The sequence below is a fragment of the Paenarthrobacter histidinolovorans genome (assembly GCF_014647595.1).
GTDB lineage: Bacteria > Actinomycetota > Actinomycetes > Actinomycetales > Micrococcaceae > Arthrobacter > Arthrobacter histidinolovorans.
This window is the reverse complement of record NZ_BMPM01000003.1, coordinates 546,718-562,057: the sequence shown is the minus strand read 5'-3', so window position 1 is coordinate 562,057 and position 15,340 is coordinate 546,718. Positions and strand designations below refer to the sequence as shown.

At 63.3% G+C, this 15,340-nt stretch carries 13 protein-coding genes; 6 read left to right on the top strand and 7 right to left on the bottom strand.

Annotated features, from left to right (window positions below; all coding sequences use genetic code 11):
* Positions 1-4: 4 nt before the first annotated feature.
* Genes IEY62_RS10525 through IEY62_RS10515 form a run of 3 tightly spaced genes read right to left on the bottom strand, consistent with a single transcriptional unit; the run spans position 5 to position 4,751 of the window.
* Positions 5-1,030 carry an NAD-dependent epimerase/dehydratase family protein gene (locus IEY62_RS10525; RefSeq protein ID WP_189017116.1) on the bottom strand — a complete coding sequence of 342 codons (1,026 nt, stop codon included), beginning with the start codon at positions 1,028-1,030 and terminating at the stop codon, positions 5-7.
* Positions 1,027-3,705, bottom strand: coding sequence for an alpha/beta fold hydrolase (locus tag IEY62_RS10520; protein ID WP_189017113.1), 2,679 nt, complete (start codon positions 3,703-3,705; stop codon positions 1,027-1,029). Before IEY62_RS10520 ends, IEY62_RS10525 begins: the two co-directional genes overlap by 4 nt.
* Positions 3,699-4,751, bottom strand: coding sequence for a 3-oxoacyl-ACP synthase III (locus IEY62_RS10515; protein ID WP_189017110.1), 1,053 nt, complete (start codon positions 4,749-4,751; stop codon positions 3,699-3,701). The genes IEY62_RS10520 and IEY62_RS10515 overlap by 7 nt, the downstream gene beginning before the upstream one ends.
* Before the next feature lie 170 nt (positions 4,752-4,921).
* Between IEY62_RS10515 and IEY62_RS10510 the strand changes: the two genes are divergently transcribed.
* Positions 4,922-5,734 carry an MBL fold metallo-hydrolase gene (locus IEY62_RS10510; RefSeq protein ID WP_189017107.1) on the top strand — a complete coding sequence of 271 codons (813 nt, stop codon included), beginning with the start codon at positions 4,922-4,924 and terminating at the stop codon, positions 5,732-5,734.
* Positions 5,735-5,850: 116 nt separating this feature from the next.
* Here the strand turns inward: IEY62_RS10510 and IEY62_RS10505 are convergent, their stop codons facing one another.
* Complete coding sequence (locus IEY62_RS10505) at positions 5,851-6,789, bottom strand: LysR family transcriptional regulator (protein WP_189017104.1); 939 nt, start codon at positions 6,787-6,789, stop codon at positions 5,851-5,853.
* A 234-nt stretch (positions 6,790-7,023) separates the two neighbouring features.
* Here IEY62_RS10505 and IEY62_RS10500 point away from each other — a divergent pair, with 234 nt between their 5' ends.
* Positions 7,024-8,142, top strand: coding sequence for a PrpF domain-containing protein (locus tag IEY62_RS10500; RefSeq protein WP_189017101.1), 1,119 nt, complete (start codon positions 7,024-7,026; stop codon positions 8,140-8,142).
* Positions 8,143-8,154: 12 nt separating this feature from the next.
* Positions 8,155-9,603: an SLC13 family permease gene (locus IEY62_RS10495; RefSeq protein ID WP_189017098.1), complete on the top strand. Its 1,449-nt coding sequence runs from the start codon at positions 8,155-8,157 to the stop codon at positions 9,601-9,603.
* A gap of 209 nt (positions 9,604-9,812) precedes the next feature.
* Here the strand turns inward: IEY62_RS10495 and IEY62_RS10490 are convergent, their stop codons facing one another.
* Positions 9,813-10,238: a ChaB family protein gene (locus IEY62_RS10490; RefSeq protein ID WP_189017095.1), complete on the bottom strand. Its 426-nt coding sequence runs from the start codon at positions 10,236-10,238 to the stop codon at positions 9,813-9,815.
* Positions 10,239-10,427: 189 nt separating this feature from the next.
* On the bottom strand, positions 10,428-10,838 hold the full coding sequence (arr, locus tag IEY62_RS10485; protein WP_189017093.1) for an NAD(+)--rifampin ADP-ribosyltransferase: 411 nt from the start codon (positions 10,836-10,838) through the stop codon (positions 10,428-10,430).
* 149 nt (positions 10,839-10,987) lie between these two features.
* On the opposite strand from arr, the gene IEY62_RS10480 reads away from it, so the two are divergent.
* Genes IEY62_RS10480 through IEY62_RS10470 form a run of 3 tightly spaced genes read left to right on the top strand, consistent with a single transcriptional unit; the run spans position 10,988 to position 14,869 of the window.
* Positions 10,988-12,034: a homoserine dehydrogenase gene (locus IEY62_RS10480; protein ID WP_189017091.1), complete on the top strand. Its 1,047-nt coding sequence runs from the start codon at positions 10,988-10,990 to the stop codon at positions 12,032-12,034.
* Entirely contained in the window at positions 12,027-13,442 is a 1,416-nt protein-coding gene (locus tag IEY62_RS10475) for an aldehyde dehydrogenase family protein (RefSeq protein WP_189017089.1), read from the top strand. Before IEY62_RS10480 ends, IEY62_RS10475 begins: the two co-directional genes overlap by 8 nt.
* Positions 13,439-14,869, top strand: a complete 1,431-nt coding sequence (locus IEY62_RS10470; protein ID WP_189017087.1) for an aspartate ammonia-lyase — start codon at positions 13,439-13,441, stop codon at positions 14,867-14,869. Before IEY62_RS10475 ends, IEY62_RS10470 begins: the two co-directional genes overlap by 4 nt.
* Here IEY62_RS10470 and IEY62_RS10465 read toward each other — a convergent pair.
* Entirely contained in the window at positions 14,844-15,299 is a 456-nt protein-coding gene (locus IEY62_RS10465; protein WP_189017084.1) for an Lrp/AsnC family transcriptional regulator, read from the bottom strand. The genes IEY62_RS10470 and IEY62_RS10465 overlap by 26 nt on opposite strands.
* Positions 15,300-15,340 lie beyond the last annotated feature (41 nt).

The window sequence follows — 15,340 nt, the reverse complement described above, 5'->3', positions numbered from 1 at the left end:
TGATTCATCCCGGTGGCTCCGAACCTTTGTGGTCCGCACGCGCTCCGGTGTTACCGTCCATGACCTGCCCGTAGTACACGGCGAGCCTGGCCAATCCCTCATCGAGGGTCACTGCCGGTGTCCAGTTGAGGAGCCGGCGGGTCTCGCGCTGGTCGAACCAGTGCGCTGTCGAAAGCTGCTCGGCAAGGAATCCCGTCATGGGAGGTTCCTCCTCGCGGGCCGACCACGTCCACAGCTTCTCAACGACAACTCCTGCCGCCCTCGCTACAGCTCCCGGCACTGTCCACGACGGAGCCTGCACGCCGCCTGCAGCACAGATGCCTGCCAACAGCTCACCGATGGGTCGCGGCTCACCGTTGCTGACCACCAGTGCCCTGCCGTGAACGTCATCCATCCGGTGCAGGGCGGCCACAATCGCGGACGCCGCGTTGTCCACGTAGGTAGTGTCGATGAGGGCCGCACCGGCATCCAGGAGGGGCAAACGATTGCTTTTTGCCCGCGCGAGGACGCGCTCCACCAGCTGGGTATCGCCGGGACCCCACACAATGTGTGGTCGCACAGCAGCAACGCGGAAGTCCGGGGAATCGGCTGCAAGGGCAAGCAGCTCCGCTTCGGCCTTGGTGCGCGAGTAGTGACCGTGGGCGCGCTGTGGGTCGGCTGGTTCCGCACCGAGACCGGCGATGGCCTGTCCGGAGTTGGCAACCGATGGAGAAGAAACGAACACGACGTCCCGCACCCCGGCCGCCCGTGCGGTGTCAAGCAGACGTCGGGTTCCTGCCACGTTGATGGCGTGGAAATCTTCGGCACGGCCGGCGAAGGAAACCTTCGCCGCCAAATGGATGATTCCTTGCGCGCCTTCCACAGCGCGCAGGACCGCGGCCTGGTCCGTTACGGATCCGCAAATGTCCGTAGCGCCGGCGACTCCGGAAGGCCGCCTCTGGAAGGTGGCAACGTCATGGCCCTGACGGACCAGCAGGCGGGCTACCTCGCTCCCGAGCAGCCCACTGGCACCGGTGACAAGGATTCTCATGGCGTTCCCGGACGGCCGCCGGCCAGGACGCGCGCAGCCCAGCGGGCCAAGCGGGCTCTGTCAATCTTCGCGTTGTGCCGGACATCGGTCGGCTGTGCAGGAACCGCCAGCACAGCTGACACCTGGACGCCTGCGTCAAGCGCAGCGCGCCTGACGTGGCCTGCGAGCTGCGGCGTGGCCGGGCCCGCTGTCCGGACAGGCGGGACAGTTTCGACGACGGCGGCAACAGCCTGGGTGCCGGTCGGCCCCACGCCAACGATCGCGGCCAGGCGGACGCTATCCAGGCGTTCGATGGCCTGTTCAGCGCCCACCGGGGTCACAACAGCGCCGGGCGCGGTCACGACGTGGGCGAGGCGGCCTTCCACCCAGAGCCGCCCGACGGCGTCGAAATGTCCCACATCACCGGTGCGGTGCCATCCAGCAGGGTTGACGCTCTCTTGCTGGGTAAGCCAGAGCCTGTCGTAGGAGTCCTTGACGTGCGGCGCGCTCACCAGGATTTCGCCGGTTATTCCGTGCGACGTTACGGGGCTGGACCCTGACGCCCTACCGTCCGCCTCCAAGGGAATGATTGCCAGGCGGGCACCCTGCACGGGCGTTCCGACGCACACGCCGTTCCCGGCACCGGGGACTGACCCGGACGCCGCTTCCGCTTCTGCTTCCTGGATTTCCTCAAGGCTGATGTCGGTTACAGGGAGTGCCTCCGTCATGCCATAGGGGGTATGCAACGACGCTCCCGGCAGCAACGTCCGGACCTTGGCGAGCAATGGTTCAGGTACTGGAGCCCCTGCGGACAGGAGCAGGCTGACACGGCTCAACGCAGCACGCCCCGTTTCGTCCAGGGCATGCCCGGTGGCCACGACATTGTGCAACGCTGCGGGCGCGGCGAAGACCACCGTAGCCTCGATGGCGGTCACAGCGTCAGCCAGGGCCTGCGCCGTCAGAGTGCGGGGAGCCGTCACGTCCATATCCGGAGTCACCGAAACCGCGCCAAGGGCCGGCCCCAACAAGGCAAACGGCGCGAACCCCGCAACCAGCCGGGAACCTTCCTTGATACCGAATGTCCCGGCCACGGTATCCCGCATCGCCGTCAACTGGCGGTGCGTGTAGAGAACCCCTTTCGCGGGGCCTGTGGAACCGGAGGTAAAAAGCACTGCGGCCGGTGCGTCCGGATCGCTTGCGTCCGAAGGAACCGCCGTCGGTTGTGCGGAGCCTCGTCGCGTCAAGGCGTCCAGCGAGTTCTCCACCCCAAGCATCCGACGGCGAATGGCCGGCAGATCGCGCACGCTGATCCGCCGCCCGGGCCACCCGAGCAACGACGCCGCGAGCAGGGCCTTGTCGATGCCAATGATGAAGTCGGCGGTCGCTCCCTTCACGGCCCGGCTCAGGCCTTTCGTTCCGAGCCCCGCATCAGCAACCACCACCACGGCACCCAGGCGCAAACAGGCGTACAGGGTGACCGTGAGATCCACGCCGGGAGGAACCATCAGGCTCACGCGGCTTCCCTTGCCAACGCCCAAGTCCCGCAGCCCGGCCTCGAGATCCAGGATGTTCCGGTGCAGCTGATGCCAGCTCAGCGAGCGGCTGACCGTGCCGTCCGGTCCCATTTCGGCAACAGCCGTTTCCCCACCGGCCGCACCCGTTGCCAGCACTTCAACAGAATCCCAGAACGGACGGAACTGACGTGTGCCGCTGCCGCCGGGAGTCTGTGGGTTGTGGCTGGGAAGGGGTGCAGGGCTGGGAAGGCTTGCTTCATTCCCGGCGAGCCATTGAAAGAGCGGCGACGCGATGTCCCGGTCCTCGGCCACCAGGTGGCCGGCACCTTCAAAGCGGTGCACATCCGAATGCGGGAGCCGATCGATAAGGTCCTTGAGGTACCGGTCGGAAAAGATGGGATCCTTTGGTCCCCACATCATCAGGGCCGGGACTTTCAGGCCGCGGAGGCCATCCGCGACACTCAGCAGCGCCGGGTAGCTGGGATGCGTTGCATCCACCGGGATGTCGGCTACGAAGTTCCCCACCCCTGACCGGCGTTGCGCGCCGCGGTAGGGCGCCATGTAGGCCTTCCGGACATCGGCGGGCAGCGGTGGTTGGGCGAGGGAATGGGTGACGCGAAGAAAAGCGTCCGACGTCGTGGTACCCCAACGGTGCACCGCCGGGTGCAAGGCGAGCTGAAGTGCCGGTGGGATGGACGATCCGGGCGGCTGGTGGACCGCAGTATTCGTCAGGACTACACCGGCCAGCTGCTCCTGGTGGGCCAGCGCCCAGCCGAGGCTGATCACGCCACCCCAGTCGTGCCCCACCGTGGTCACCGGTCCTTGCAGGTCCAAGGCATCGCTCAGGTCGCCAAGGTCATTGATCCGGTCCTGCAAGCGCCGGAAGGTGCCGGTCCGCTCGGAGTACCCCATATCGAGTTGGTCAACGGCCACTACTCGCCACGGATGGGCGGCCTTGGATCCGGCAGACAAAAGGGTCCGCCACAGATAGGACCACGTCGGGTTTCCATGGACGCACAACAGGGTGCCTGTCGGGGTGAGCCCGCGCCTGGCAAGTTGGGCACCGTTGTCCAGAATATGCCAGCGCCGTGTTGTGCCGGGTGCGTCCACGGCCGACGTGGAGATGACGTTGATCGAACGCGACCACTCAGGATCCACGCCTGGCCAGCTGGAGGCTACCAAACGATCTCCACCATCCCTGCGTTGAGGCCGGAACCTACACCCATACACAAGATCCGGTCACCGGAATTCAACGACTGGGCCTCGGCAGCCAGCGTCATGGGGAGGGAAGCCGGGCCGACATTGCCCCAGTGCGGGAACGTGATGGGAACTTTGTCCGGGTCCAGATCGATGGCATTAATGATCGCCTGCGTGTAGGCATTACTGACCTGATGGGTGACATAGCGGTCCATGGCAGCCCAGTCCCAGTCGGGCATGGCCTCATGCCAGGCATCCACCACGAGCTGGAGGCCGCCGTCCAGCAGCCCTTTCGTATCGGTGCTCATGCCGTCAATGCCGCCCACACACAATTCGTGGTGTTCCGTACCGGCGCGCATTACGCCGCCCACAAGCCGATGCGCCCCCGGGTGCTCGCTGGCAGGCCCGAGGACTGCAGCGGCGGCGCCGGATCCCAGTGTCAGGGTGGCGAATTCCCGGTTGAAGTCGTCCCGGGTGGTCTCAGGGCGCTGCAAGCGGGCCAAGGTAGCTTCCTGCGTAGTCTGGGCATCTTCACCATTGACGATCACCGCGTATTTGATCTGGCCGGAATCGATCATGTTGGCTGCAAGGATCAAGCCGTTCACGAAACCCAGGCACGCGTTGGCCAGATCAAAGTTCATGGCTGACGACGGCAAGCCCAGTTCGTGATGGATTTTCACGGCAACCGAAGGCTCCAGGTTGCGTCTTGTCACTGATGTATTGATGAGCAGGCCGACTTCTGACGCTTCGACGCCGGCCTCGGCCAAGGCCTTGGCGCCGGCGTCCACCGCGGCGTCGTCGAATGACGTACCGGCAGCCCACCACCTGCGGTGCGTCACGCCGGCCACTCGCTCAAGCAATCTCGGCGGGAACTTCAGCCGTTTGAGCGTGGCAGCCAACCTGTGGTCGAAATCCGTCGAACTCACAATTCTGGGAGCTTCGACGCTGCTCACCGAGAGCAATGCGGTATTGCTGTGCCGGAAGGTTGCATTCCCTGCCAAGTCGAGCCCCTGTTCGTTTCCGTCTTGCATTCTTGCGGTGACTGTACCCATCAATGCAAGCCCAAGACATTAACTATGCAGGTGAAAACGCCCTCGCGCATATTTTGCCCCCGGTTTCAGGCGTGACGATCCCCACGGCTCCTCTTCCAAGGGGGCTTTCTGCTGGCATAGTCTGGGCAGGTGCCCAGGGAAAACAAGCAATGCTGATCTGTTCAGCCTGCGCCGTCGAGCGCGAGGAACCCGTACCCGATCTCTGCCCAATCTGCACCGACGAACGGCAATACGTGCCCGAAGACGGACAGCAGTGGCTTGCGTTGGAGGATCTGGCCACGGCCGGCCAGCAAACAGTCCTGGTGGACAACGAACCAGGGCTTATGGGTATCAGAACGCAACCAAAGGTCGGAATCGGCCAGACAGCGCAGCTTGTCATGACTCCCGTGGGTTCGCTGTTGTGGGATCCGCCCGGTTACTTGGACGCGGACATGGTGGGGGCGGTGCTTGAACGGGGACCGGTCCTGGCCGTCGCGGCGAGTCATCCGCATATGTACGGTGTGCAAGTGGAATGGTCACGACAATTGGGCGGGATTCCGGTACTGGTGGCGGATGCGGATAAGGAATGGCTGGGACGTCGGGACGGCTCCGTTAACTTTTGGTCCGGGACGGCCACGATTGCCGACGGCCTGACGCTGCATCAGACCGGCGGTCATTTTCCCGGCAGCGCCGTGGTCCACTGGGCGGCCGGGGCAGAAGGCCGAGGCGTCCTGCTGACCGGCGACAGCGTATTTCCCAATCCGGACCGCCGATCCGTTTCCTTCATGCGGAGCTACCCCAACCACCTCCCGTTGTCAGGTGCCGTGTCGTTGCGGATCGCAGCCCAACTGGACGAACTGACCTTTGACCGGATTTACGGCAACTTCAACAATGTTATCCCGTCGGCAGCGAAGACCGTTGTGCGGAATTCCGCCGCGCGGCATGCAGCCTGGACGAGCGGCGACTTCGACCACCTCACCTGACCACACGGTTGCTCCGAAGCATTACAAGGGCGATGCCAGCGCCACCGCCATCTTCGACATGAGCGGCGGCGAGCGTTTCGTGTTCACCGGCAGCTGGGCACGCTGCCCGGACTCCGTCAGAGGTATTCGCCGGCCCGCTCGCGGGCGATCTCCAGAAGCGTGGAGTGGAACGCCACTTCTGCGGGCGCATAAACCTTGTCCTGGCGTTGGGCCAGCAGTACGCGTCGCAGCGGCGCACTGGAGCCAAGACCCAGGACCCTGACATCGGGATGCTGCAAGGCCACAGCGGTCTTGGGCACCATGGCCACCCCCATTCCGACGCTCACCATGGCTTGTGCCTCCTGGTAGTCGTTGGCCAGGAAGCCGATGGTGGGTTCAAAGCCGGCATCGTGGGCGGAGCGCTGAAGTACCTCCACCACAGGGTGGGCTTCCGCGCGAACAATCCACGATTCTTTCCTGAGCTCTTTCATGGACACTTCGTCACGATCGGCCAGCGGATGCCCCTTGGCGACAAGGATGACGGTGCTCTCCTGGAAGACTTCGGTGGTCCTGATCGATTCGTCGTGGAACGGGTTCCACGGGTAATCCCAGAGCAGGCACAGACCGGTTACTCCGGACTCGAGATCCGACACCAGCTCATCGAACCGGGCACTTCGAACCGACAGGCTGATGGCGGGGTACCGCTTCTTGAAGGCGCGGATCACCACCGGGAGGAACGAGCCGGCGAGGGTGGGGAATGTGCCAATGGTCAATGATCCCCGCCGCAGACCCGCGATCTGATCCAGATCCGATTGCGCTGCACGGATCTGCCCGACAATCTTCCGCGCGTGCCCTGCCAGTACTTGGCCGGCTTCGGTGGGGACCACCCCACGGGAGCGTCGGTTCAGCAGCGGTTGCCCGACCTCTTGTTCGAGCTTGCGCAATTGCTGCGACACCGCTGACGGTGTGTACATCATGGTGTCCGCCGCTGCGGTGATGGATCCCTGCTCCACCACCTCCACCAGCAAGGCGAGCCTGCGGAGATCGTATAAATCGCGGGCTTCATCATTAAGCATTGGTGCACCCTTCTGCATTATTGGTTCATTCTATACATGAACGCCAGTTCGCAGGTGCTGCAAGGGGCACTCACCGGCCCACAGATGCCCATAATCACTTCATCCAGCGCTGTCATGTCAATGAATTAAGCATTGCTTCATACTCCTTCAGATATTGCACATTGTCTTCATGTGTGATGCGGCTCATGCTGATTGAAGAGCCCGCCGGGTAACGGCAGAAGGAGTGCAGGACAGATGAAAATAGAAGCCGAATGGATGCGTGGAGGCACCAGCAAGTGCTGGGTCTTCGAAACCGAAACCCTGAACGAAACCAGCATGGACCTGGACCAGCTGCTGCCACGGCTCTTCGGAAGTCCGGACCCGCGGCAAATCGATGGGGTGGGCGGCGCAACCTCCACCACCAGTAAGGCGATGATCCTTCGCCGCCCGTCAGATCCCTCCGTTGACGTGGAATTCACTTTTGCCCAAGTGGGGATCGAAGAAGCCACCGTCGACTGGGGCAGCAACTGCGGGAACTGCTCGGCGGTGGTTGGTCTCTATGCCATCGAGAAGGGTTGGGTCATTCCGAAGGGTGACACCACGCGAATCGTCACCCGCAACACCAACACCGGGCAGCTCATCATCCAGCAGGTAGCCACTCCCTCCGGAGCCTTGCCCATCACCCCGGATGCACAGATGCCCGGCGTCGCCTTTCCCGGTTTCAAAGTGGGCCTCGGCTTCCAGGACCCGGCAGGCAAGACCACAGGAGAGCTGCTGCCTACCGGGGCGGCGAGCGAGACGGTTCTTGCCGGCGGACAATCATGGACCGTGTCAATGGTGGATGCCGGGGCTCCAGTGGTGATCGTCCGCGCCGAAGACCTTGGACTGGACACAGCCCGCTACGACACGTGGAAGGAAGGTGTGGAGCAACACCTGGTGACCCTCGACGTCATTCGCCGCCAGGCAGCAGTGCGCATGGGGATGGCTGCTACTCCCGAACAAGCAGCCCGCGCCGTACCAAAGCTGGCAATAGTCGGTACTCCAGAGAACTCGGGTCCGGACTGCGACGTCAACGTCATGATGCTCTCCATGGGCAAGCCGCATCCAGCATTGGCCATCACAGGCAGCATCGCCCTGACGCTCGCCGCCCGCACATCCGGAACGGTGCTCAACGCCATCACGGGCAACGCAGTCCGCTCAACGCTGAAGCTCAGGACACCTGCCGGCGTCATCGAAACCTGGAGCGAGGAACACCAAGGCTCCATCCTGGTAGGCGTCGACCGGACGGCCCGCACCATCGCAACCAGCATCATCCACCTCCCGGAGACTCTCGGCAACGCCGTCGAAGCCTCACTGGAAACAGCCACTCGATGAGGAGAGAACACCATGGCTAAGACAATTTACCAACCAGCCCCCGAGGCTGGGAGCGACATCCGGGACGAGCAGACCAAGCGTCCCGGTACACGCCGCCGTATCCTGCTGATAACGGTTGCCGCTTCCGTCATCCTGGCCCTGGTCGCCATCCTGTTTGGGGGTGCCCTTTTCAACCCGGCGGCCACCCCGGAATCGGAGCCGACCATGACCGCCACGCAGATCATCCCGCTGGTCATACTCGTGGTGATGTTCGTCGTCGCCACCAAGTGGCCGCTGAACATCGGCGTGATGGGGCTGGTAGCGTCCTTCGGCGTCGGATATTTCGTCCTGGGGATGACGGACAAGCAGATTCTTGAAGAGTTTCCTGCCAGCATCGTCCTGACGATCATCGGCGTCACCTACTTCTTCAGCATGGCGCAGCGGAACGGTTCCATCGACATCATCGTCCAAAGCTGCGTCCGGCTGGTCAGGGGCAAGACCATGCTCCTGCCCTGGGTCTTTTTCCTCATGGCCGCCGCCCTCACCGCGCTGGGCACCTTCAGCCCGGCTGCTGTTGCACTGCTGGCACCGGCCGCGCTGGGACTTGCCTACGAGTCACGCATCCACCCCGTACTCATGGGTGCCTTTGTCATCAACGGAGCACATGCCGGGGGCTTTTCGCCTCTGTCCGTTGCGGGCGTCCTCGTCCACGACATTGCGCATAAGAACGAATTCCCCATCGACCAAGGTGGCCTGTTCCTGGCCAGCTTCGCCCTGAACCTCATTCTGTCGGCGCTGACAATCGCGCTCTTCGCCGTGATGGGCAAGCTTCGCGACAAGCACGCCAACGAGTACGTGGGCCTGGAGACACCCCGCATGGGACGTCCGAGCGGACAGCAGATCCTTACACTGGCGCTTATCCTGGCGATCCTTGTCTGCACCCTCGGCTTCCACATGCCCATTGGCTTCGTTGCCCTGTCGGCCGGACTCCTCTTGGCTTTCGTCAACATCAAGGAACACAAGACCTTCATCGGCGGAATATCCTGGTCAACCGTGCTGCTGGTGGCCGGCATGATCACCTACGTATCCTTGCTCCAACACGTTGGCGTGATTGACACCCTCGCGGAGATGGCATTGGCACTGGGCGCACCGCTGCTCATCGCATTGGTCCTCTGCTACGTCATCGGCGTCGGTTCCGCTTTCGCTTCCTCCACCGCCCTCCTCACTGCCTTCATTCCGTTGGCAGGCCCGCTGCTGGCAACCAGCTCACTCAGTGCCTCCGGAACAGTGGCGGCACTCGCCATCGCCGCCACCGTGGTGGACGTATCGCCGTTCTCCACCGACGGGGCCCTGATTGTGGCCAACGCCCGTGAAAACGATCGCCAGCGTGTCTACAAGCAGCTCATGGCCTACGCCGGCGGAGTGGTCCTCGTAGCGCCGGCCCTGGCTTGGGCGCTGCTGGTACCGACTGGAATCATGTAGGGAATCAGGCGTAGCAAAGCCCCCAAGAGCCGCCGAAACCAGCACTCCCGGCGGGCGTTCGGAACCACATCCTGCACACCATCGCAACAGGTAGCCCGAAGGACGGGCGCAGGACTGGATGCCAACGCACCTTTGGCAGGGCCACCCAACGGTGGCCCTGCCAAAGGCATGTCCGGGTGCAACGGGCGGAAGGTCGGCAGAAGTCCCGCTCAGCTTTCCCGCGCCTTCCTGGTGGCCGCATCATTGGCCTTCTGCAGCGCCTGTACGAGTTCCTCCTTGGACATCTTCGAACGGCCCTTGATCCCAAGCTGTTGGGCGCGGTGGTAAAGGTGCCCCTTGGAAGCATTGGCATCCACTCCCCCGGCCGTTGGCGCTGATGAATCGACGCTCCCTTCGGCATGAGTGTCGGAAGGACCGCGCTCTTCCTTTGGCTCCCAGTGGTCCCCGACCTTCTCATAGCTGTGTTTCAAGGATGCGAACGCGGTACGGGCTGCCCGGCTGGAATCACCGTCGTAAGATTCCATTGCCGAGTCGTAGGTCTTTGCGAACGTGTCTTGCGCCTTTTGCTCCGAACGCTGCAGCGTCGATGGCAGTTCGTTTTTGCGGGCGTGATCGTTCTTCCCGGTCTTGGGCATGACACCTCCAGTTGTCGGGCCCGGCCACGGCGGGCCATTCCGATAAGCCAAGCATGCTTGTTACTTCTCGACAAGTATTCACGGACCATCCTGCGCAATCCCTCTGCCGTCAGCTCCTGCGTGGCTGGGCTGCAGGGGCCTGTCTGGGCTGCCTGGCCTGCCTGGCCTGCCTGGCCTGCCTGGCCTGCCTCAGTTGATGATCTCGCCCCGCTCGTCGGCAAGGATCGCTGCCAATCGAGCCTTCCAGGCCTGCAGGGCCTCCGGCGCCAGGCGCGTCCAGTCGGTTACCTCTCTTACCACCCTCAGCGGTGCCGGGCTCCGATAAGACCTGGTGGGATTTCCGGGAAACTTTTTGTCCGTCACGTTTGGATCGTCCTCGAACGAACCGGTCGGTTCAACCTCATACACGCGCGGCTCACCGTCACCGGCCGCGAGCTCAGCAGCGAGCCCCGCCCCGTCCCGCAGCGCCGTGAAATAGATATGGTTCATCACTACTTCTGGCCGGTAGTTCGACCTGAAGCCCGGCCGCAACAAGTCTCCAGCGCGAAGTGCGGCTTTCGTCCCGTGGAAAAAGGGGCCAGAATCCGGTTGCTCGTTCACGGCTACAGCCTATTAGCCGGACGGAAAGGTCGAAAAGTGCCCTCTTTTGGACGTTTCGTCATCGACTGCGGCCGTTTCGCCTATAGGGAACTGACACTTCCTGGACAGAGGCTTGAAGGACAGCAAAACGCCCTATCAAGGAGAACACCGTGACGACGTACAACCTGGCCCTGATTGGTTTCGGAGGCGTGAACCGCGCCTTGGCCGAACTGATCCGCGACGAACCCGGCCGATTCGCTTCCCTCGGATTCGAGCTCCGCGTCGTAGCCATCACGGACCTCGCCTTCGGCTCCCTTGTCCAGGGCGACGGCATTGATTTGGCCTCCGTCCTGGCCATGCCCCGGGGCTCTTCCTTCGAGGGTCTCCCCGGCGGAAGCCCGGACCCCCGAAACGAAGACGTCATCAGGAACAGCCCTGCCGACATCGTCGTCGAGGCCACTTTTACCAGTCCCATCGACGGAGAACCGGCCGTTTCCCACGTGAAGTGGGCCATCGAGTCGGGCAAGCATGTGGTGACCACCAATAAGGGTCCCGTGGCCTTGCGTGGCCAGGAACTGAGCACCCTCGCCGCGGAGAACGGAGTCCGTTTCGAGTACGAGGGCGCCGTCATGAGCGGGACGCCCGTGATCCGTTTGGCGCAAAAAATGCTCGGAGGACTGGAGCTGAACGCCGTTCAAGGAATCCTGAACGGGACCAGCAACTATGTTCTGGGGCGCATGGAAGCCGGCCTGGGCTTGGACGAGGCGATCTCCGAAGCCCAGGATCTCGGTTTCGCGGAGGCTGATCCAACCGCGGACATCGGGGGCTCCGATGTCCGGTTGAAGGTCGCGATCCTGGCCAACGAACTGCTCGACGCAAACATCCGGCCAAGCGACGTGGAAACTACCGGCATCCAAGACATCACCAGCGATGACGTCGCCCAGGCATTGGCAGGCGGTCTCCGGTGGAAGCTGATCGGTGAAGTGCGACGTGAAGATGACGGCAGCATCGCCGCCACAGTCCAGCCCGTAGCGTTGCCGGCGGGCCACCCACTGGCTGGTATTTCCGGCGCCACCAATGCCGTGTCCTTCACAACCGATCTGCTCGGTGCCGTGACGGTGTCCGGCCCTGGAGCGGGACGTGTTGAGACCGCCTACGCCCTCATTTCCGACATCATTGCCGTCGACGAATTCGCCCAAGGAGCCGTCCGTGCCTGATACAGCAACCGCCCAAAGCCGGAGCGAAGCCACCATCAAGGATCTGGTGGTTCGCAACAAATTCGACGGCGGACTCCTGGCCAGCCTGCCACAGCGCACCGAAGCGGAAGTCCGCATTGAGCTCATCCGCGCCGCCGCAGCGGCCCCGGCAGCGGCGGCCATGCCGCGCCACGAGCGTGGACTGATCCTGGACACGGCAGCGGAACTGCTGCAGCAACGGTCGCAGCAAGTCGCCGAGCTGATCGTTGCCGAGGCCGGAAAGACCATCAAGCAGGCCCGCAAGGAAGTCTCCCGCGCGGTGAACACGCTCAAGCTCTCGGCAGCGGAAACCCGCCGGAACGTCGGCGAAGTCGTACCCTTCGACTCGTTCGCCGGTTCTGAGAACCGGCAGGGATGGTTCACTCGCGAACCGTTGGGCCTCATCGCTGCGATCACGCCCTACAACGACGCCCTGAATCTGGTGGCGCACAAGCTCGGCCCGGCAATCGCAGGCGGCAACGCCGTCATCCTCAAGCCTTCGCAGCTGACACCCCTGACGGCCATCTTCCTGGTGGACCTCCTGCGCGAGGCCGGGCTCCCGGCGGACTTTGTCACCGTTGTCCTCGGTGACCGCACAGTGGCGCAGACAATCATCTCCTCGAAACTGGTCCGAATGGTCTCCTTCACCGGAGGGTTCGCCACCGGCCGTGCCATCGCCGCGAATGCCGGCATCAAACGCCTGTCCATGGAACTTGGCGGCAACGCTCCTGTCATCGTCTTCGATGACGCGGACCTTCCAGCAGCCGTACAAGCCTGCGTGTCCGGCTCCTTCTGGGCAGCGGGCCAGAACTGCATCGGCGCCCAACGGATCCTGGTCCAGCGAACTGTCTTCGAGCCCTTCCTGGATGCCTTTGTCGCCGAAACTGCCGCCTTAAAAGCCGGTGATCCCCGCAACGAAGAGACCGATGTGGGCCCCATGATCAGCCACGCCTCCGCGGCAGATGCGAAGCGGAAGATCGATGAGGCCGTATCGGCCGGGGCAAAACTGCTGACCGGCGGGATCCTGAACGGACCGGTTCTCACCCCCGCTGTGCTCACCGGAGTACCCCGCAGCTGCGAAGCCTGGAGCGAAGAACTCTTCGCACCAGTTGTCCTCGTTGAACCGTTCGACTCAGCCGAAGAAGCCATCGCACTGGCCAACGACAGCGAGTACGCCCTGCAGGCCGGCGTGTTCACCAAAGACCTCAGCCTCGCCTTGCGGGCCGCCAAAGCCATCGACGCGGGCGGCGTCATGATCAACGACTCTTCCGACTACCGACACGACGCCATGCCATTCGGCGGCTCGAAATACGGCAGCATGGGGCGGGAAGGCGTCCACTTCGCCTACGAGGAAATGACCCAACCCAAAGTCATTGCGATCGCCTCATGAGCACCGGAGCTGGACATGAAACAGGGGTCAGAATCGAACAGGACAGCCTGGGCTCCGTGGCCGTCCCCACATCCGCCCTCTGGGGCATCCACACCGAACGGGCAATCCTCAATTTCCCCGTCAGCGGCATCCAGCTGGGAAGCCACCGGCACCTGGTCCGCGCACTCGCGGTTGTGAAGAAGGCCGCGGCGCTGACCAACACCGAAATCGGCCTGATCCCGGCCGACATCGGCCACGCGATCGTCACAGCCTGTGACACTGTAGCTGCCGGCAAGGTCGACGAAGCTTTCCCCGTGGACGTCATCCAAGGCGGGGCCGGAACGTCGACGAACATGAACGCCAACGAGGTCATCGCCAACTTGGCGTTGCAGTCACTGGGTCATCCCCGCGGCTCATACGATGTGATCGACCCGATCGGGCACGTCAACAAATGCCAGTCCACCAACGATGTCTACCCGACAGCGCTGCGCCTGGCTCTGGTGTTCGCACTGGAGGACCTCCTGGAACGCCTGGCCCTGCTTTCAGCGGCGTTCGCCGAGCGCGGCAATGCGTTCGCCGCAATTCCCAAAGTCGGCCGGACCCAATTGCAAGACGCGGTCCCCATGACGCTCGGGCAGGAATTCACTGCCTTCGCCGTCACCCTCGAGGAAGACCAGCGCCGCCTGCACGAAGCGGCTGCGCTGCTTCGGGAATGCAGTCTGGGAGCCACAGCGATCGGCACCGGCATCACTGCCGACCCGCGGTATGTCGAACGCGTCATCGACCAGCTGGCAGCGGTCAGCGGAGTCCCGTTGACCCGTGCCCATGACTTTGTGGAAGCAACTTGGGATACCGGAGCGTTCATGACGTTCTCAGGAGCTCTCAAACGAACCGCCATCAAGCTCTCCAAAATCTGCAGCGACCTGCGCCTGCTCTCGAGCGGACCCCAAACCGGGCTGGCCGAGATCCGGCTCCCTCCGCGGCAGGCAGGCTCCTCGATCATGCCCGGCAAGGTCAATCCAGTAATCCCCGAGGTCATCAACCAGATCGCGTTCTACGTCGCCGGCGCAGACGTCACTGTCACCATGGCCGCAGACAACGGACAGCTTCAACTGAACGCGTTCGAGCCAGTCATCGCCCACGCCCTGCTGCAATCCATGGGCTGGCTGGCCAACGGCTGCGACATCCTTCGCGAGCTATGCGTGACCGGCATCGAAGCCAACGAGCCGTTGCTTCGGTCCCGTTCGCAGGCGTCCACCGCACAGGTCACAGCGCTGGTGCCATATCTGGGCTACTCCGCAGCGGCCGGACTTGCGCACAGGGCAGAGGTGTCCGGCCAGGACGTCCTGGAACTGGCCATCATTGAAGGCTTGATGCCGCACGGACACCTCAAAACACTGGCAAACGCCGGCAATGACAACCTCAGCGGGGAGCCTGCCTGTCAATGACCGTCGAAAGAGACAACGCGGTGGTGATGTCGCGGACGCCGGGAAATTCCGAAACTTCCCGCCAAATCTCCTGGATTCTGGCCGCGTCCGGCGCTTCGACCCGTACCACCAGATCGAGCTCACCACTGACAACGTCACACGTGGCGATTTCCGGGATGGCCCGCAGCCCTGCAATGACGTCGCTGCCCCGCATCCTGTCCTGTCGCTGGATCAGGAGCACGGCATTGACCGTCCGTGCACCCTCTCCGGCGGACTCCCTGATGGTGTAGCCGCTGATTGTGCCGTTACGCTCCATCCGCTCGATCCGCTGCCTTACGGCATTGCGGGACAGGAGTACCTTCTCACCAAGTTGCGCCAGGCTGATCCGTGCGTTGCGTCGAAGCTCCGCCAGTATCTGCGCATCAATCCCGTCACGGGGGCTCTTGGGCACGGGTGCTCCTGACTAGGGGTCTGCATGTAGCTGGGTTTCGC